This is a genomic window from Cyclobacterium xiamenense (genome assembly GCF_900109255.1).
Classification (GTDB): domain Bacteria; phylum Bacteroidota; class Bacteroidia; order Cytophagales; family Cyclobacteriaceae; genus Cyclobacterium; species Cyclobacterium xiamenense.
In genome coordinates, this window is record NZ_FNZH01000002.1 from 731858 (window position 1) to 751497 (window position 19640).

16 protein-coding genes are annotated in these 19640 nt (G+C 48.0%); 8 read left to right on the forward strand and 8 right to left on the reverse strand.

Going from position 1 to position 19640, the window contains the following annotated elements:
* Positions 1–191: 191 nt before the first annotated feature.
* Both BMW71_RS07830 and BMW71_RS07835 read right to left on the reverse strand, forming a co-directional pair.
* The gene (locus BMW71_RS07830; RefSeq protein ID WP_092171769.1) at positions 192–2591 is read right to left on the reverse strand and encodes a ribonucleoside-diphosphate reductase subunit alpha; all 2400 of its coding nucleotides are present in this window, start codon (positions 2589–2591) and stop codon (positions 192–194) included.
* 30 nt (positions 2592–2621) lie between these two features.
* Positions 2622–3605 carry a ribonucleotide-diphosphate reductase subunit beta gene (locus BMW71_RS07835; RefSeq protein WP_092171772.1) on the reverse strand — a complete coding sequence of 328 codons (984 nt, stop codon included), beginning with the start codon at positions 3603–3605 and terminating at the stop codon, positions 2622–2624.
* A 583-nt stretch (positions 3606–4188) separates the two neighbouring features.
* Here BMW71_RS07835 and rplU point away from each other — a divergent pair.
* The 3 genes from rplU to BMW71_RS07850 all read left to right on the forward strand — a co-directional run bounded on the left by rplU (position 4189) and on the right by BMW71_RS07850 (position 5247).
* Complete coding sequence (gene rplU / locus BMW71_RS07840) at positions 4189–4500, forward strand: 50S ribosomal protein L21 (protein WP_092171774.1); 312 nt, start codon at positions 4189–4191, stop codon at positions 4498–4500.
* Between the two features lie 36 nt (positions 4501–4536).
* A complete protein-coding gene (gene rpmA / locus BMW71_RS07845) occupies positions 4537–4797 on the forward strand; it encodes a 50S ribosomal protein L27 (RefSeq protein WP_092171777.1) in 261 nt (86 codons plus the stop codon).
* 141 nt (positions 4798–4938) lie between these two features.
* Positions 4939–5247, forward strand: a complete 309-nt coding sequence (locus tag BMW71_RS07850) for an HPF/RaiA family ribosome-associated protein (protein WP_092171779.1) — start codon at positions 4939–4941, stop codon at positions 5245–5247.
* Between the two features lie 20 nt (positions 5248–5267).
* Here the strand turns inward: BMW71_RS07850 and BMW71_RS07855 are convergent, their stop codons facing one another.
* From BMW71_RS07855 to lipB, 5 genes are all read right to left on the reverse strand, one after another.
* Positions 5268–5897, reverse strand: coding sequence for a rhomboid family intramembrane serine protease (locus tag BMW71_RS07855; protein ID WP_092171782.1), 630 nt, complete (start codon positions 5895–5897; stop codon positions 5268–5270).
* Positions 5898–5902: 5 nt separating this feature from the next.
* The gene (locus BMW71_RS07860) at positions 5903–6889 is read right to left on the reverse strand and encodes a polyprenyl synthetase family protein (protein WP_092171785.1); all 987 of its coding nucleotides are present in this window, start codon (positions 6887–6889) and stop codon (positions 5903–5905) included.
* Complete coding sequence (gene rnr, locus BMW71_RS07865) at positions 6879–9056, reverse strand: ribonuclease R (RefSeq protein WP_092171787.1); 2178 nt, start codon at positions 9054–9056, stop codon at positions 6879–6881. Before rnr ends, BMW71_RS07860 begins: the two co-directional genes overlap by 11 nt.
* A 43-nt stretch (positions 9057–9099) precedes the next feature.
* Positions 9100–9855, reverse strand: a complete 756-nt coding sequence (locus BMW71_RS07870) for a 3'-5' exonuclease (protein ID WP_092172803.1) — start codon at positions 9853–9855, stop codon at positions 9100–9102.
* 98 nt (positions 9856–9953) lie between these two features.
* Positions 9954–10715, reverse strand: coding sequence for a lipoyl(octanoyl) transferase LipB (lipB, locus tag BMW71_RS07875; RefSeq protein WP_092171790.1), 762 nt, complete (start codon positions 10713–10715; stop codon positions 9954–9956).
* Between the two features lie 41 nt (positions 10716–10756).
* On the opposite strand from lipB, the gene BMW71_RS07880 reads away from it, so the two are divergent.
* The gene (locus BMW71_RS07880; RefSeq protein WP_092171792.1) at positions 10757–11113 is read left to right on the forward strand and encodes a YraN family protein; all 357 of its coding nucleotides are present in this window, start codon (positions 10757–10759) and stop codon (positions 11111–11113) included.
* Here the strand turns inward: BMW71_RS07880 and BMW71_RS07885 are convergent.
* Entirely contained in the window at positions 11110–11961 is an 852-nt protein-coding gene (locus BMW71_RS07885; RefSeq protein ID WP_092171795.1) for a toxin-antitoxin system YwqK family antitoxin, read from the reverse strand. The two genes, BMW71_RS07880 and BMW71_RS07885, sit on opposite strands and share 4 nt — an antisense overlap.
* Before the next feature lie 245 nt (positions 11962–12206).
* Between BMW71_RS07885 and BMW71_RS07895 the strand changes: the two genes are divergently transcribed.
* From BMW71_RS07895 to BMW71_RS07910, 4 genes are all read left to right on the forward strand, one after another.
* Complete coding sequence (locus BMW71_RS07895) at positions 12207–13412, forward strand: pyridoxal phosphate-dependent aminotransferase (protein WP_092171800.1); 1206 nt, start codon at positions 12207–12209, stop codon at positions 13410–13412.
* Positions 13413–13468: 56 nt separating this feature from the next.
* Positions 13469–14179 (forward strand): glycosyltransferase, encoded by a 711-nt coding sequence (locus tag BMW71_RS07900; protein ID WP_092171803.1) that lies wholly within the window; start codon positions 13469–13471, stop codon positions 14177–14179.
* 786 nt (positions 14180–14965) lie between these two features.
* Positions 14966–15985, forward strand: a complete 1020-nt coding sequence (locus BMW71_RS07905) for a DUF4421 domain-containing protein (RefSeq protein WP_092171805.1) — start codon at positions 14966–14968, stop codon at positions 15983–15985.
* A gap of 222 nt (positions 15986–16207) precedes the next feature.
* Entirely contained in the window at positions 16208–19639 is a 3432-nt protein-coding gene (locus tag BMW71_RS07910; RefSeq protein WP_092172806.1) for a SusC/RagA family TonB-linked outer membrane protein, read from the forward strand.
* Position 19640 lies beyond the last annotated feature (1 nt).

Here is a 19640-nt window from a genome sequence, read left to right on the forward strand (position 1 = left end):
GAAAAAATCTATGACTCTTACGAAATTTCGATAATGTTCCGAATCGGGTGGGGAAGCGCTCGCGGGAATGAATTCGAACTCCCTGGGTTTGCTGTAGAGGGGCGACGGGAGGTGGCACTAAAAATTGGGGTAAAAAAAAGCAACCGGTGCATCGCAGCGGTTGCTCTTTGTAGTGGCAGAGGAAGGGGTGTTTAGCTCCCGCACATTTCACAATCGTCCGGATTGTCAAGCGAACAGGCGATGGCGTCCTGTTGCTGCTTTTTGGTGTCGGGGGCTGCTGCCGCCGCTTCTACTGGCTTTTTATCCAGCTGGGATTTGTCCACGGTAAACTGTATGGCACTGCTGGCGGCTTTGGACCGCAGGTAATAGATGCCGGTTTTTAGTCCCTTTTTCCAGGCATAAAAATGCATGGATGTCAACTTCCCAAAGTTGGGTTCCTGAAGGAACAGGTTCATGCTCTGCGACTGGCAGACATAGGCTCCCCGGTCAGCCGCCATATCAATGATGACTTTCTGGGAAATTTCCCAGACGGTCTTGTACAGGTCTTTGAGGTGTTGTGGGATTTCCGGAATATGTTGAACGGATCCGTTGGCACCGATTAGCCGGTTTTTCATGCTGTCGTTCCACAGACCGAGACGGATCAGGTCTTTCATCAAGTGTTTGTTGACCACCACAAACTCACCCGAGAGTGTACGGCGGGTGTAGATATTGGAGGTGTAAGGTTCAAAGCATTCGTTGTTGCCCAAAATCTGCGAAGTGGAGGCCGTAGGCATGGGTGCTACCAAGAGGGAATTGCGCACGCCATACTTGTTCACTTTCTGTTTCAATTCCGCCCAGTTCCACCTGCCGGATTTTGGAGTCACGCCCCAAAGGTCAAACTGAAACAAGCCTTGGGAAACCGGGGATCCCTCGTAGGTCTCGTAGGTTCCGTTGAGTTTGGCCAGTTCCATGGAGGTTTCCATGGCGGCAAAGTAGATGGTTTCGAAAATATCTTCGTTTAGGCCTTTCGCTTCTTCGGAATCGAACGGCATGCGCAATAGGATAAATGCATCTGCCAGTCCTTGAATACCCAATCCGACGGGGCGGTGCCTGAAATTGGATTTACGGGCTTCCGGAACCGGGTAGTAGTTCACGTCGATTACCTTATTTAGGTTTCGAGTCACTACCTTGGTTACCTCATAGAGCTTCTGGTGGTCGAAGTATTTTTTACCGTCCTTTCCAATCCGTACAAACTTAGGAAGAGCAATGGAGGCGAGGTTGCACACGGCCACTTCATCGGGGGAGGTGTACTCCATGATTTCGGTACACAGGTTGGAAGATTTGATCGTCCCCAGGTTTTTCTGGTTCGATTTTCCATTGGCTGCATCCTTGTAAAGAATGTACGGAGTTCCCGTTTCGATCTGGGACTCCAGGATTTCAAACCAAAGCTCCTGGGCCTTGATGGTTTCCCGGGCTCGGCCTTCTTTCTCGTATTTTTCGTAGAGCCTCTCAAATTCCTCCCCATGGCATTCGGCGAGACCGGGGGCCTCATGCGGACAAAAGAGCGACCAGTCTTCGTTGGCTTCCACACGTTTCATGAATAAGTCCGACACCCAAACGGCGTAAAACAAATCCCTGGCACGGAGCTCTTCTTTGCCGTGGTTTTTCTTCAGGTCGAGGAAATCCTTGATATCGGCATGCCAGGGTTCCAGGTAAATGGCAAAACTACCCTTCCTTTTTCCTCCGCCCTGGTCCACGTACCGCGCCGTCATATCAAAATTTCGCAGCATGGGTACAATTCCATTGGAGACGCCATTGGTACCTCGGATGTAAGATCCTTTGGCCCGTACATTGTGAATGGAAAGCCCGATACCACCGGCCGACTGGGAGATTTTTGCACACTGTTTCAGGGTATCGTAGATACCGTCAATGCTGTCGTCTTTCATGGTCAACAGAAAGCAGGAAGACAGCTGCGGCTTGGGTGTACCGGCATTAAAGAGAGTTGGCGTGGCATGGGTAAACCATTTCTGCGAAAGCAGGTGGTAGGTTTCGATGGCCGCATCAATGTCCTCTTTGTGGATACCAATGGACACCCGCATCAACATGTGTTGGGGTCGTTCCACCACTTTCCCGTCGAGTTTGATCAGGTAGCTTCGTTCGAGGGTCTTAAAACCAAAAAAATCGTAATCAAAATCCCGGCTGTAGTCGATTACTTCGTCCAGTTTGGCGGCATGCTTTTTTACAATTCCATACACGTCGGGCGCAATCAACGCAGCATTCTCATCGGTTTTGGGATTGATGTAGGTATACAGCCGCTTCATGGTGTTGGAGAAGGACTGACTGGTGGTTTTGTGCAGATTGGAAATGGCGATTCTGGCGGCCAGAACGGCGTATTCCGGATGCTTAACGGTCAATGAGGCACATACCTCTGCAGCGAGGTTGTCCAATTCGGTGGTGGTCACCCCATCGTAAAGCCCATCGATCACTTTTTTAGCCACTTCAATGGGCTGAATGTAGCGGCCGTCCAGGCCATAGCAAAGATTCTCTATCCGGGTGGTGATTTTATCAAACCGCACGGATTCTCTTCTCCCGTCTCTTTTGATTACTAACATATTGATTGGTTATTTACTAGTAAAAAATGGTTAAAAATCCTCTTCTACAGAAAATTTCCCTGAACCGTTGGCGACGTCTTTGTTTTTCATAACGCCTGCTTTTTGATAATCCCCAACCCTTTTTTCGAAGAAATTGGTTTTTCCCTGTAGGGATATCATGTCCATGAAATCAAACGGATTGGTACTATTCCAAACCTTGGAACATCCCAATTCCTGCAACAACCGGTCGGCAACGAACTCGATGTATTGACACATCAGTTCGGCATTCATACCGATTAACCGTACCGGTAACGCATCGGTCACAAATTCTTTTTCGATTTCAACCGCATCTTTGATGATGCCAATGATTGTTTCCTCCGGCAAGCGATTTACCACGTGGCGGGTGTACAGATGACAGGCAAAGTCACAATGCAGTCCTTCGTCCCGGGAGATCAATTCGTTTGAAAAGGTCAGACCGGGCATCAGGCCTCTTTTTTTCAACCAAAAAATGGAACAAAATGAGCCGGAGAAGAAAATTCCTTCCACTGCGGCAAAGGCAATCAGGCGCTCGTGAAAGTCCCCCTGATCGATCCATCGAAGGGCCCATTCGGCTTTCTTTTTTACACAATCCAGGTGCTCGATGGCATTGAAAAGCCGGTCCCGTTCCTCCGGATTTTTGATGTAGGTGTCGATAAGTAGGCTATACGTCTCGCTGTGGATGTTCTCCATGGCAATTTGAAAGCCATAGAAAAATTTTGCTTCCGTATATTGTACTTCGGATACAAAATGCTCGGCGAGGTTTTCGTTCACTATCCCGTCACTGGCAGCAAAAAAAGCGAGTACATGGGAAATAAAATGGCGTTCGCTATCGCTAAGGTTTTTCCAGTCGTTGAGGTCTTGACCCAGATCGATCTCCTCTGCAGTCCAGAAGCTGGCTTCCGCCTTTTTGTAGTATTCCCAAATGTCATCATGCTGAATGGGGAATAGGACAAATCGGCTGTTATCTCCCTGTTCTAAAATAGGTTCTGACTTCATTAGTCCAAATGGTTTAATAAATTAAATTTTATACAAATGGCTTCGCGGCCTTTTCTTCACGTTTCGGTTTGCTTCGTTGGGTTTGGTAACAATACCTTAACAAATATGGGCAAGAAATTCGAAAAAGTAAAGCCCAAATTCCTAGGAAAGCTTAATAAATTGACCGTCGGTCAAAGGATCATAAATAATTATAATATAGTAAAATAAGGTACTAAATATAAATAATAACTTTAATTAATAATGGCCGGATAGGGCGATGTAACTTTTTTGAATTAATTTGATTCCCCGCAGAAAAGCCCAAAAGAAGCCGATTTTTTGACCATTGGTCAAGAAATAGTTTCCGTTTTCTCGCTTTGTGTGCTTCCAAGGTATTGAAAATCAATTTAATAGCGTCTATTTAGTTATTTTATAGAAGAAAATTCGGAAAACATACCCCAAAAAATGCATCTGTTTCCTTATTCTTGGGATGATCGGCTCCCTTCGGACCGATTAGTAAATTAATACTTGCCTACTTTTTTATCTATATGTATTTTTTTCGTATATTTGCACCTCAATTTTGATAATTGTAATCTATCAAACCATTATGTACGCAATAGTAAACATATCCGGTAAGCAGTTCAAAGTAACAAAAGAGCAGCAGATCTTTGCACCAAAAATGCAAGGTGAGGTTGACGCTTCCGTAGAATTCGATCAGGTGCTTTTGGCAGACGACAACGGTACCGTATCGGTAGGCGCACCTTTATTGGAAGGAGCCAAGGTATCGGGGAAAATCCTCGATCACGTAAAAGGAGACAAAGTGATTGTTTTCAAGAAAAAGCGGCGAAAGGGATACAAAAAGAAAAACGGTCACCGTCAGCAATACACGAAGATTTTAATTGAAGATATTGTACTGTAAGGATCCGATCAGGACACACGAAAAACAACTAAAGTTATGGCACATAAAAAAGGTGTAGGTAGTTCCAAAAACGGCAGAGAATCAGAAAGCAAGCGTCTTGGAGTGAAAAAATTTGGTGGAGAGGCGGTTATCGCCGGTAACATCATCGTCAGACAGCGGGGGACCAAGCATCATCCCGGATTGAATGTGGGTTTGGGTAAGGATCATACCCTGTTTGCATTGACTCCAGGGAAAGTTGCGTTCAGCAAAAAGCATGACGGAAGGTCGTACGTAAGTGTACTTCCAACCGAAGCATAAGAACCCTCCTCAGGGATAACCAAAAGGCCTTTGCGTAAAAGGGCCTTTTTTTTTCTATTGCCGGCTTTCTGCCGGCAGGAACCTTCGTTAACAAATAGTCCCATCCCCGGTTTTTTACCGGGTCTAAATCTTGTTGCCTTCATGAATTATACTGAAAATTACAGAGGAATCAAAATTGACGTACAGTCGGTTAATCTCGATATCAATGCCGCCGTGCAGGAAGAAATCAGATCTTCCATCGATAAATTATCCAAGTTCACTCCGGATATCAATGCCGTAGACATTTACTTCAAAACCGAAGGCCACGGTGGTACTGCCAAAAGCGTGGTTGGCATGCGGGTAGGCATCCCGGGCCCTGACGTTTTCGCAGAAGAAAAGGGAGAGCATTGGATCCCCCTGGTGAAGGATGTCGTTGATAAATTGGTTCGGCAATTAAAAAAGAATAAATAATTCGATTCCAGAAGCTTCCGTTAGAACAAACGGAAGCTTTTTATTTCGTCCCAGAAATACAGGGCATTTTGCGGGGAAATCAGGACGATGACCGCGATGCCAAAAACCGCGCCATAGAAATGGGCGTCGTGATTGATGGCGTCATCCCCCTGTTTGCCTTTGTAAAAGGCGTATCCCAAAAACAGCAGCCCCAGGATAAAGCCCGGAAGACAAAAGATTCCAAAAATACAGATGTCTGATAAAGGCATGAGTACGATACTTGCAAACACCGTGGCAGCCGTACCACCGGAAGCACCCAGCGCCCGGTAAGAAGGATTGTCTTTTTCTTTCAGGTAGGTCGGAATATCGGCCACGACAATCGCCGCCAGGTAAAACACAACAAATGCCAGGGCGCCCAGACTGGCGCCGAATTGATACATCAGGTATTGTTCCACCACGCTTCCGAAGAAATAGAAGGTGAACATGTTGAAAAGCAGGTGGGTGCCGTCTTTATGGATGAAGCCTGAGGTGATGAATCGCCCGTAGGATTTGTTTCGCTGGATCAGGTAGGGGACGAATAGTTGCCGTTCCATAACTTCCGGATTTTTCCATCCGTAATACGAAATCAGGCAGGTAATGCCGATGGTAATCAGCGTTAGAGATAGTTCCATACAAGTTATTTTTCCCGGTTGGCGAGGTTATGCGTGAGGTTCCATAAGAGTTGTAGCCCTTCCGGTCTTTTGACGTGCAGGCGACTGAGCTGCTCGAATCCTTTTTCAAAAAAATTTCCCATGAGTTCCAGTGTATGCGCTTCTATTTTCAGCCGGTCGTAGACCGCCCGCACTTCCCGCACCTTTTGTTCGGGATCGGGTTCCGCTGTTTGTAGCCAGTATTCGAGGGTAGCTTTGTCTGCTCCCTGGGCCAGTTCCCTGGCCTTGATCAGGAGGTAGGTTTTTTTATTGGCCAGAATGTCTCCGCCTACCTGCTTGCCAAACTTTTCTTTGTCTGCGTAGACATCCAACAAGTCATCTTTTAATTGAAAACCCATGCCGATGTTTACGCCAAAATCGTAAAGGCGACGTCCGTCTTCATCTCCGGCCCCGGCCAGTACGGCTCCCAGTTGAAGCGAAAACCCCAGCAGTACCGCCGTTTTTAACCGTATCATGTTTAAGTAATCCGGCTCCGACACCTGCTCCACCCCTTCAAAATTCATGTCCAATTGCTGCCCTTCGCAGACTTCGGCGGCTGTTCTGCTAAACAGCGCAATGCTTTCTCGCAGGTGTTCCGGTGCTACTTCCAACAGCAATTCGTAGGCTTTGACCAGCATCACATCACCGGAGAGGATTGCCGTATTGGCGTTCCACTTTTCGTGCACCGTGGGCATGCCCCGGCGGATGGGTGCCTTGTCCATGATGTCATCGTGCATCAGGGTGAAATTGTGAAAGACCTCGATGGCGGCGGCAGGTGTTACTACCCGTTGGTAGTCCTCTTTATACAAGCCATAGGAAAGAATTGCGAGCAAGGGGCGGATCCGTTTGCCTCCCAATCCCATCAGATACGTGATTGGGTCGTATAGTTCGGGAGGATTGCCTCCTAGTTGCAGCTGCAGGATATGTTTTTCCAGGGAATCTCTTATTTCCCCGAGTACCTTATCATTTATCATCGTTAACAAATTCCAGATCTATGGTTCTCCGGTCAATGTCGGTTCGAGTTACGCGAACCATGACCTTGTCTCCAAGTGTGATGATTTTCTTGTTTTTGGAACCGATCAGCCGCATATTTTTCTCGTCAAAATCGTAATAATCGTCTGTCATGTCCTGTACCCGGACCATGCCCTCGCATTTGGTTTCTGTAATTTCCACATAAACGCCCCATTCCGTAATACCGGTGACCATGCCCGCGTAGTCCTTTTCTTCTGCAAGTTTCATGTACTCCACCTGCTTGTACTTAATGCTGGCGCGCTCGGCATCTGCGGCCCGCTTTTCCCGCTCGGAGGAGTGAACGCATTTTTCTTCCCAGGCCTGATTTTCGGGCGGTTTGCCCCCATCCAGGTAATGCTGCAACAGTCGGTGCACCATCAGATCCGGATACCTTCTAATCGGAGAGGTAAAGTGGGTGTAATGCGCAAAAGCAAGTCCGAAATGGAGTTTTGGTTCGGTGGTATACTTGGCTTTCGCCATGCTGCGAATGGCCAATTGCTCCAGTACGTTCTGTTCCGGCTTACCAACAATCTCATCCATCAGCTTGTTTAAGCTGTTGGCCACTTTTTTTTCGTCGCTGATTTGCAAATCGTGTCCGAATTTCCTGGCGAAATTGGCAAAGGTGTTGAGTTTTTCCAGATCAGGATAGTCGTGTATGCGGTAGACAAAGGTACTCTTCCCCTTGTTTTTGTCGTAAATGTATTGCGCAACCGTCTTGTTTGCCAGCAGCATAAACTCTTCGATGAGCTTGTGCACGTCTTTTCGTTCCTTGATTAGCAGGCCTACTGGCGTGCCTTTTTCGTCCAACTTGAACTTTACCTCGACGGTCTCGAAATTAATGGCGCCTTTTTTAAACCGTGCCCGGCGGAGTTTTTTTGCCAGACCGTTGATGGTTAGTAGTTCTTTTGCATATGCTCCTGCCGCCTGATCCATGTTTTCCTGCGCCTCTTCGTAGCTAAACCGTCGGTTGGAATGAATCACCGTTCGCCCGATCCAAAAATCCCGCACCTGTGCTTCCTCGTCCATCTCAAAGACACAAGAAAAGGTAAGCTTGTCCTCATTGGGTCGAAGCGAGCAAAGCCCATTGCTCAGCCTTTCGGGCAGCATGGGGATGGTCCGGTCCACGAGGTAAACGGAAGTAGCCCGGTCGTAGGCTTCTTTTTCCATGATGGACCTCGGGGTGACGTAATGGCTCACGTCGGCAATATGGACGCCGATTTCCATGTTTCCGTTTTCCAAATACCGGAAGGAGATGGCGTCGTCAAAATCCTTGGCATCCGCCGGGTCAATGGTAAAGGTATCGATGGATCGGAAATCCCTTCTTTTTTTCAGTTCTTCGGAGGGAATGGTTTCGGGGATGGTATCCGCTTCGGCCATGGCGTCTTCGGGGTACTCAAAGGGCAGTCCGAATTCCGCCATGATGGAGTGAATTTCCACTTCGTGGTCTCCAGCCTCGCCCAATACCCGGATAATTTTACCGGTCGGACTCTTATCACCTTCCTTCCATTCGGTAAGTTTGACGATCACTTTTTGGTTGTGCTGGGCACCGACCAGGTCTGCTTTCTTTACGAAGATGTCCTGGTGCATTTTTTTGAAATCAGGAACCACAAAGGCGAATCGCGGGGATATTTCCACCCGCCCCACAAATTCATCCCGGCAGCGTTCGAGGATTTCCAGCACTTTGCCTTCCCGTTTGCCGCCTTTTCCTTTGTGCGGCAAGACCAGAATGCGTACCTTATCTCCGTCCAGGGCTGTTTTGAGATCGGCTTCCTTCACCAGGATATCGTTCTCTTTTTTTTCCTGATCTTCGGGAATGATAAAGGCAAACCGGGCGTTTACAAAGTCTACCTCTCCGGTAATAAATTCGGGATCTGCCGCGGAAGAATAAAGGTTTCGGGGGCTTTTGGAGATGCTTCCGCTTGCCAAAAGGTCTTGCAGGGCATCGTCAAGTAATTTCTTGGAGGGGGCATCCCGCAGGGTCAGTTTTTTTATCAGTTGTTTTTCAGCAAATTCCTCACCGAAATTACTGTCTAAAAATTGCGTTAACTGATGTTTTATCTGTGACAATCCAGAGGCTTTTCCCTCCTTGTTTCTGAATCCCGATTTTTTTCTTCCTGATTTTCTTCCCATAAAAATGATTTAGAACACTAAAGGTACGCATATTTATTTGAAATCATTCCGGTGCCGGGGTATCCGACGACGCGTCTTCGTCCAGATTGATCCGGTCAAATTCCAGATTTCCCGGAAGGCCTTGATAGGCCAGGTAAATCCGAGCCGTCACCTCTACATCCCGCAGGCAATAGTCCCGGATGGTATCCAGTCCATTTGCATGGTAGTACCGGGCATTTACCTCGGAGCCATCGATGCCATCCTTTGAACTGGGGATGTCAAACAGGGCGGCCAATAGGTCCAGGCGCGTGTAATGCTTGTAATCCCCAAATTTCCATAACTCCAGGGTGTCCAAATGGCGGATTTCCCAGGGTCGTTTGCCGGCCAGTTGAAGTACCTCCGGTAGGGGAATCTGATTTGCCAGCATGCGCCGACACAGGTAAGGTATATCAAATTCTTTGCCATTGTGGGCACAAAGGGTCCAATCGCGTTTACCCAATAGCTCCCGAAAGGTCCAAAGCAGCTCGTGTTCCGTTTCAGCGGCAAAGGACTTGGTGCGGTATTGCAGCAGGTCTTCCTCTTTTCGGTAGGTGAAGTAGCCTACACCGACACAGATAATTCTGCCAAACTCGGCGTAAATACCCGCTTTTTCGAAATACAATTCCGCGGGTTCCTTGTCTTCCCGCTGGGGGAGGTATTGGGCCTTCTTCTTCCATTCCTCCTGCATCCTTGGCGGGAGTTCCTCCAGACTTTTGGTTCCGGAGATGGTTTCGATATCCAGAAAAAGGATATCACTCAGCTGTTCAAAAAAACCAGTCATAGGCATCAGGTAGGTACACGAGCAGGCCGTTCCGGTTTGGGAATGTAACAATTGGGCTATCGCCGGACACTGTGCCTGTTACAAAGATAAACGTTTTGTTAAAAATCGGAAGACCTCTCGCGCTTTTCCTGTGGGACCGCTATGTCCAGCAGTTCCATCTCGAAAATTCGTGCCAAATGTCCCTTCAGACGGGTCTTTACTTCGGACGCGTCAACAGCCCGGCCTAGTTCTACGTGCAGGGAGGTGACGGCCTTGTCCCGGATACCGCAGGGGACGATATGCTCAAAGTAACTCAGGTCCACATTTACATTGAATGCAAAGCCATGCATGGTCACCCATCGACTGGATTTCACCCCCAATGCGCAGATTTTACGGGGATTTTGCTGGCGCACATGGTCCAACCAAACGCCGGTTAGCCCCTCAATCCTGCCAGCCTCGAGGCCATAATCCCCAATCGTGGCGATGACGGCCTCCTCCAGGTACCGCAGGTAACGGTGGATATCGGTAAAAAAATTGTCCAGATCCAGAATGGGATAGCCGACCAATTGGCCTGGACCGTGGTAGGTGATGTCGCCGCCCCGGTTGATGGGGTAGAAGCTCGCCTGGTGTTTTTTTAAGCCTGCTTCATCCAGGAGCAAGTTTTCGGGTTTTCCGCTTTTTCCCAGGGTGTAGACATGGGGGTGCTCAACAAATAGCAGGTAATTTTCCGTGATTTGCTGCAGCGTAGGTTCCTGCTGGCGATTAGCGATTTTCGCGGAAACGATGGCTGCGAATAGCTGTTCCTGGTAATCCCAGGTTTCCCGGTAATCTTTCCTCCCCAAATCCTGAAAAATTACTTTTTTATTGATAAATTGATTCACGCGTATCGGATAGTTTTTTCAAATATAGTCAATATCACAGAATGGCGGAACATAACGATCGGGGAAGAGAAGCCGAGCAACTGGCCAGGGAATGGCTGGAAGGTAAAGGCTATGTTTTTCTTGCGGAAAATTACCGTTACAAGCATGCCGAAATTGACCTGATCATGACCCACCGAGAGCTGCTCGTGTTTGTGGAAGTGAAATTCCGGACCGGTACAGGCTATGGCTACGCGGAGGAGTTTGTGGACTACAAAAAACGCCAATTGATCATCCGTGCGGCGGACCATTACATCTACGAGATCGACTGGCACCGGGATATCCGCTTTGACATTGTGGGGGTGTACCGGGACCCTCACGGCCGGGTGGCCTTCAAACATTTTGAAGATGCGTTTTACTAATTGGTAGTTCGGTAGATCAAATTTCCTTCCCTGTCCCATTCCGCCCGGATGTAAGGTTTAAAATCGGAGGTAAAGGCTTCCGATTGGTATTGGATTTCCCGTTTTTTTATGGTTCTATCTTTCTGGGCAGGCCAATAGGCGGTCCATAAGCCGACTTTTTCTCCATACCGATATTCTCCGGTGACCGCTACCTGCCCATCCGGATAAAAATGATAGAAATTTCCCTCCTCCAGTTCGTATTCGATGGGGGTAAGTTTCTCAATCTTTCGTTCTCCCCGGTTGTAATAGGTGATTCGGGAGTCTTTTGGCCAGCCTTCGGCGTAATGGCGCTTGTCAAGTAAAATGTTTTTGCCATCGTACGACATCCAACGTCCGTGTTTGGTACCGTAATAGTACATGCCGCTTTCTACCACGTTTTCGCCGATGCGCCTTTCGTAGGGGCCGTGTAGCAGGTAACCGGCAGCGGGCTGGTAGCCGGAATTCTTTATGGCTTTGTTTCGGGAGTCGTACCAATAGATGTCCCGGATGTACGGGTCGGGTTGGCGGTGATTCAGGGTAAAGTGGAAGACCTGATAGGTAACCTGTTCCCGGAAACTACTTTTGATCAGGGCTTTTTTGGTCTTTTCTCCAAAGTACACGTTTTTTTTACGCTTTTTCTTTTTTTTATCTTCTTTCTCTTCATCTTCCACGGCAGAGAATAACAATACCGGGGTAGAAGTAGGGAGCAGCCGACTCTTTTCTACGCCAGAGGAATCCGGATCGGCAACCGCATCGGATTCTTGTGCGAAACCCGGAAGCACGACGAAGGTAAAGAGCAGGAGGCCAAGAAGGTATAGCGACTTTTTCATGGTATAGGAGTAACGGCTTCAAGCGGCTTTTAGTATGAATGCAGGCGGGCTGCAGGTATTATTCCACCAAGGATAGGCCAGGCAGGGTTCGTTCAAAACTGATCAAAGATTTAGGAATCGTTGGCAATATCCTTATTTTTGCAAAATTAAAAAATGTGTTGGAAAGGCCACACGATTTTGTTTGCAATTTCCCCCAAGGCACAGGCATACACTACTGAATCTCATTTATTAAAAACAACGCATACATGAATTCCATCCTATCCGATCGCATCATCAATATGGAAGAGTCAGCCACGCTTGCGATGGCAAAAACAGCCAGGGAACTTAAAAGCCAGGGCATCGATATCATAGGGCTTAGTCTGGGCGAGCCGGACTTCAAGACTCCGAAACACATACAGGAAGCAGCGAAAGCTGCCATAGATGAAGGCAAATACTTTTCCTATCCTCCGGTAGCCGGCTATCAGGATCTTCGGGAGGCGATTGCCAGGAAACTTCGTGAACAAAACCACATAGCGGAAGCAAAAGCAGAAAACATCGTGGTCTCCACGGGAGCGAAACACTCCATTGCCAATGTGTTCATGTGTTTGATCAACGAGGGAGACGAGGTAGTCATTTTCTCGCCCTATTGGGTGTCCTATTCCGAAATCATCAAACTCGCCGGGGGGGTGCCGGTATTGATTGAGGGAAATTTGGAAAATAATTTCAAAGCCACGGCTGCTCAGTTGAAGGAAGCCATTACCGACAAGACCAAGGCGGTGATTTATTCCTCTCCCTGCAATCCATCGGGTTCGGTATTTAGTAAAGAAGAATTAGAGGCCATTGCCGAAGTAGTGAAATCAACGGAAGACCTGGTGGTGATTGCTGATGAAATTTACGAATTGATTAATTTTACCGGACAACATGCCAGCATCGCCTCCTTTCCGGGGATGTTCGAGCGGACGATCACGGTCAACGGTTTTTCCAAAGGCTATGCCATGACCGGGTGGCGGGTCGGGTACATCTGTGCGCCGGTAGCCATTGCCAAAGCCTGTGAAAAAATCCAGGGGCAGTTTACCTCCGGAGGTACCGGCATCGCGCAGCGAGCGGCTTTGGCAGGACTGGTTGGCGATCAGCGGCCTACGGAGGAAATGGCTGCGGCCTACCTCAAGCGAAGAGACCTGGTGCTGGGCTTGCTGCGGGAAATCCCGGGGATTAAAACCCATGTTCCCGAAGGTGCGTTTTACTTTTTCCCGGATATATCTGAGTTCTTTGGAAAAACTACCACCGGGAAGCAAGTCATCGAAAGTGCCGATGATTTTTGCCTGTACCTACTAAACGAAGCCCATGTCTCTCTGGTGACGGGAGCGGCCTTTGGTGCCCCCAAATCCGTTCGCTTATCCTATGCCGCTTCGGAAGCAGAATTGAAGGAAGCCCTGAAGCGAATCAAGGAGGCCCTGGCTAAATTAAACTGAGTTTTCTCCAAAGCCCTGGATGCTTATCCGGGGCTTTTTTAATTCGCTCCTGACCGATGCAAGCAATCGTAGTGACACCCGTAAAAGATGCCCTGGAAGCTTCCCTGGAGACAATCCGGGCCGTAAAGCAGGCGCAAGGAACGTTTTCTTATTGGGTGTTTGATGATTTTTCTACAGAGACCACCAAAGCGGGCCTACAGGCAGCCCAAAAGGATATGGACTTTGAACTGGTGCACCTGGAAGACCTTACGGCGGATCCCTCCCCGAATTACGACAAGGTGCTGGTGTGCGCGCAGAAAGAGGCCCTTAAAACCGGGCTGCCACTCATCATCGTCGAATCCGACGTGACGGTTCAGTCGGATACCTTCGCGCGGCTGGTTTCTTTCGCAGCAGCCAATCCAGCTACCGGATTGGTGGGGGCCATTACGCAGGATGAGCGGGGTAAGGTCAATTTTCCTTACCTGAAATTTAAACAGGAAAAACGAACAGGAGCCCTGCAGACCCAGCGGAGTCTCAGCTTCTGCTGCACCCTGCTAAGTAATCCATTCTTATCCGCCTATGACTTTTCCAATCTGGACCTGGACAAGGACTGGTACGATACCCACATCAGTCATAAAGCCCGAGAGTTAGGCTTTGATAATTACATTCTCATGGACCTGCCCGTTTTGCACCGGCCACACGGAAGCAGGCCCTGGAAACAACTGAAATACACCAATCCCCTCGTTTACTACTTTAAGAAATGGTTCTCTGGCAAGGATAAAATTTAGCAAATTCGTATCAGTTTTTCGCTTGTCCCTGCTGCAGCCTTGATTGATCGTGCCCGCTACTGCCCCTTCCTATCGGGAATCGGTTCCCGCTGGAATGGTGAATCGATGGGATGGAAGTGCAAGACCGATCCATTCTAGGACCGTCGTCTCCGATTCTTTCTATTGGTTGGGTTGCGTTGTACGGACTTCTTGCCACTAAGATCAGCGTTAAGTGGCCACAATTACCCCCTTCAAAGGCTTTGTGTATAATTGAATTATTTTAATAATTATTTTTTTATTCGGGTATTTTAATCAATGCGTTTTTTTCGTGTGTGCAATAGTACAGCTATTCGCTTCTATCTATGCCTATCTTAGAATAATGAAGTATTAAAGCCGATAAAAATTTGTATAAAACAAAATAAACTGCTAAAAGTAATATTTATTTGTATTTTGAGGTGCAAAACCTGTTTAAATTTTGAGGCTACGCAGATGAAATTTATGATCGGGCACCGGTGGACAGGTTCAATATCCTCAAAAAAAGGCGTTTAGCCGTGAGAAGTTGATTGTAATTATTTCTTTAAATTATCGAAACTTACGAAGAATTTTTTATTGCGTTATTGCGAGAAATTTCCTTACCTTTGTCGCGGGTGATTAAGCAACTTTTTATACTTATCTTTTTCTCACGATTAAAAAGGAGGTTATTTCGAAATTATTTTTACTGACCTCCTCTTTCTATTTGTCCCTCCACTGCTCGCTTTGTTTTGGAGTTTTGTTGTTTGGTAGGGTTATTGGTTTTAATTTGTAATCATGAAGTTTTTCCTGTTGTGTGTGTGTGTTTGGATGGTTTCGGTGCATAATTCGCAAGGGCAACAAACAAAGGACGATACCCTTTACTACCAAACCTTCCCTTCAAAACTGGTCGGGAGGTACTATTTGTCCAGAAAGTTCAGCGGAATGGGCCTGGAAAAGGGTGGAGAGAGACTTTGGTACATGCCTAATTCTACGTTGAACACGGGGTTTGGGCTTACCTACCAAAACCTGACACTAAATCTGGCCTATGGGTTTGGCTTCATCAACCCGGAAAGAGGCAGAGGGGAGACCAACTACCTGGATCTGCAGGCACACGCGTATCCCAAAAACTGGGTCATCGACCTATTTGGGCAATTTTATAACGGGTATTTCCTAAGCGGGGATAACTTGCAGCTTGCTGATGGGGAGGACAGGCTGTTTCCAGACATGAAGTTACGGAAGGTAGGAGCCTCGGTTCAGTACTTATTTAATGGGGATAAATTTTCCTACCGGGCTGCTTTTTTGCAAAACGAATGGCAACAACGTTCGGCTGGCTCTTTTTTGGCGGGTATGGAAGTATACGGCGGGCAGGTGCGAAACCAATATGGGATCCTGCCCACTTCGCTGGCAAGGGAGTTCGACCTTCGGCAGGTTAAATTTATGGAATGGAGTCCCACAATTGGCTATGCGTATTCATTGGTCGTGAAAAAGCATTTCTTCCTTACCCTGTCGGCTGCCTCGGGATTCTCGGTCGGGCGTACCTCCCTGCACGATGCAACCGGAGCGGAGGAACGCAATTGGGCGGTACGACCAAATTATTTTTTGCGCGGATTTACAGGGTACAATTCCGACCGATGGTCGGTAAACGTCAATTACGTGTACAATCAGGTAAATCTGGCGCCAGTTGCTGGCCACCGTATACATGTAGGGACGGGAAATTACCGGTTTAATCTGATCTATCGCTTTGCTCCCGGGCCGAAACTCGCCAAAAAATTGGATTGGATCGATCGTACAAAAAAGAAGTTGTTCGGACGGTAAGGGGTTTGTTATTCCCACGGAGGGTGAGCCAGAGCTGCTAGTTTTTCCGAATTTCCTTTTGCTAATACGAATTTAACAATAAGGATATGCATTCTTAACGCTTTCGCCTGGGAGGTATATGGGATTATTTTGCTATTTGCTGTGAAAATATGCTGTCATAGGGGTATGTTTTTGATTAGTAGCGTACTACAAATAAAGTACAGCAACTTTAAAGGCAAGTTTATGGGAAAACAGTTACATGCGAACAGGCTCGGCGTGGTTCTGATCTTGTTTTGGTTCCTTACTGGAACCTGCTATTTGGATGCGCTGGCGCAAAGTCGGCAGGTGCGAGGTACCGTTCGGTCATCCGAAGACGGCCTGGGAATTCCCGGGGTTAACGTTTTGATTCAAGGTTCTCAAGCCGGTACGGCGACAGACGCTGAAGGCAATTTTTCGCTGGAGGTTCCGGGTGCCGGCACTGTGCTCGTTTTTTCTTACATTGGTTTCCAGCCGGTCGAGGAAACGGTGGGCAACCGGTCGGTCCTCAGCATCGAAATGATTCCCGACGCTTCCGACCTGGGGGAAGTGGTGGTAACGGCATTGGGGATTCGGCGTGAAGAAATATCCCTGGGATACTCGATTGAGCGGGTGGACGGGGAGGAAATGACACGCGTAGCGCAGGAAAGCTTCTTAAATGCCATGGCCGGAAAAGTGGCAGGAGCCACGATCAGTTCAACGGGTGCCACCGGTTCGTCAGTAAGCATGGTCATCCGTGGCGCTACCTCGCTGAGTTCGGACAATCAGCCGCTATTCGTCGTGGATGGAGTGCCCATCGCCAATACCCTAAATAATGTTTCTTCCGTAGGGACCGAAAACAGGGTAGATTACGGGAATGCCATCTCGGGTCTCAATCCGGATGATATTGCAGAAATCTCCATCTTGAAAGGGCCAAGTGCAGCGGCTTTGTATGGTTCTAGAGCGGGTAATGGCGTAGTACTCATTACTACCAAGCGAGGAAATGTAGATCGACTTACGGTCAGTGTGACTTCGAATACGGTATTTGATGTTCCCTTTAAGTTCTTGAAGTGGCACAGCGAATTCGGGTCCGGTCAGTTTTCAGCCATACCTGCCGATATTAGTGGGACGCCCTTATCCAATCCCTTTGGAAGCCTGGTACAGGAAAACGTGAATGCAGCCTTTGGTGCGGCCCTGGATAAGGGATACGAGGAGGTACAATGGAACAGCCCGTTGGATGAAAATGGGAACCGCATTCCGATACCTCTGGTATCTTACCCGGACAACGTGCGGAATTTTATGCAAACAGGCATCACTTCGGCCAACAGTTTTTCCATCGCAAACAGCACCAAAGCGATGAATTACCGTATTTCCTATTCCAACATGCGCAACAAGGGCATTATTCCCAATGCGGATTTGTTTCGCAATACCCTGAATATCAATTCTTCCGTAGCAGTCAGCAGTCGGCTGAATGTAAGTACTAATCTGGACGTGAGCCGAAACAATTCTAACAACCGACCAGCTGGAGAGCGCGGAACCAATCCACTTCAATGGGTATACGAAACGTCTCCTCATGTGAATATACTGGACCTGAAAGACTACTGGCTACCCGGTCAGGAAGGGTTGGAACAAAAGACGGTGGATGCCGACCAGCCCGTTCGGGTAACAAATAATCCCTATTTTTTGGCCAATGAGGTAAATAATAGTTTTATACGCGATCGGGTATTTGGGAACATAAAAGCGGATTGGCAGCTATCTCCCTCGTTTAGTTTGTTTGCCCGGTACGCACTTGATTTGTACCGAGAGACGCGGGAAAGTAAAATAGCACGAAGTTACAGTCAGGAGCCCGAGGGAGCCTACGGCATTACCGAACTGCAAGGCTTTGAATCCAATGCTGATTTTTTGTTGACCTATGCGAAAGATTTTGGTCCCTACAGCGTATCGCTCTCCGGAGGAGGCAATATCCGGTACCAAAACGGGAGTAATTTGTTCGCCGGTTCCAAGCCAGGCGCAGGCTTAATTACACCCGGGGTATATACCGTTCAGAATATTGCCCCGGACAACATACAGTACGCCAATAGCCGGTTTGAGCGGGGCATACACAGTTTGTACGCATTGGCAAATCTTGGGTACAAGGACATGATTTACCTGGACCTGACGGCGCGAAACGATTGGTCAAGTACCCTTCCGGATGCGGCACCTTATTTTTATCCATCTGCCTCGCTAAGTCTTCTGGTTAACGAAATCCTGGACTTTTCCGAGCCGTTTAGCCTGGTAAAAATTCGCGGCGGCTACGCTTCCGTTGGGAACGATGCCGACCCATACCGCCTCATTGCTGCCTTGTCCAATGCAGGCGCATGGGGCAATATTCCCCGACTTTCTCTGCCGGGGACCCTGCTAAACCCCTCGCTGAAGCCCGAAATTGCTACTTCTTACGAAGGGGGAATGGATCTGCATCTGTTTAACAATCGTATCAGGTTTAGCGGCACCTATTACATGGTAGAAAACCGCAATCAAATTTTCAGCACCGGACTCCCACCTTCTACCGGTTATTCGGCTAAAAATATCAATGCCGGACTTCTGCGCAGTAAAGGCATAGAACTAACCCTGGGGGCAGACCTGGTGCAGAGCCCAAATTGGAACTGGACTGCAAACTTTAACCTAACCCGAAATCGTACCCGTATAGTGGAGCTTGCTGATGAACTCCCCTATTACACCTTGTGGACCGACGCCAGAGGTGGGGCCTGGACTTATGTGGGAGAAGAAATCGGCGATATTTACGATGCCAAAGTGGTGACCGTAGAAGATCCGGAATCTCCGTATTTCGGCTTTCCAATACTGGATCAGACAGGAAAATGGCAGGATGTGGATGCGGTAAACAGCCGCAATAAAATTGGAAATTTCAATCCGGATTTTATTTTGGGTATGCAAACTTCCCTTTCCTACAAAAATTTTCACCTCAACCTGACCTTTGACTGGAGAAATGGAGGTGATTTTGTGTCTCAAACCTACCGTTTCGGAGAAGAGCACGGCAGGTCACAGATTTTTTTAGACAAGTTAATTCACCCGGGTGACCGATCAGGAGCGGCCTTGAAAGAGTACTTGCTGGAAAATAGGGAGTCCATGATTCTGATCAATGGGAATAACTTTCCCCTTGTAGGCGGGCCTACCCCTGATTATGGCGGGTACCCGTTCACCTTCGGACCATTCACACTGCCCTACGGAGGGGTTTTTATTCCAGGTGTTTACGCTACGGCCTTCGATGAAAATGGAAATCCAACGGAGTTTGCCGAAAACCTCGGGGAGAATATCGGGCAGCCAGGCGGTACCCTCACGCTTCCCTATGCCGGCAGTACGGCATGGAGTTTTGCCAGAGCCTTTCTGTATGACGCCTCCTTTGTGAAATTGAGGGAGGTCTCTTTTGGGTACGATGCACCGCAGAGATTCGCCCAGGCACTGCGCATGCAACAAATAAATTTTTCGGTCTACAGCCGAAATATTATCCTGTGGACTGCTGCGAAGATCAATGTTGATCCGGAAATGGCTTTTCAGCCCCAGGCAGGCGTGCAGGCAGGATCCCAGTTTAAACAAGGTATTGAACGATGGAACGTGATGCCCTGGGTAATGCCCATTGGTTTTAAAGTAAACGCAACCTTTTAAT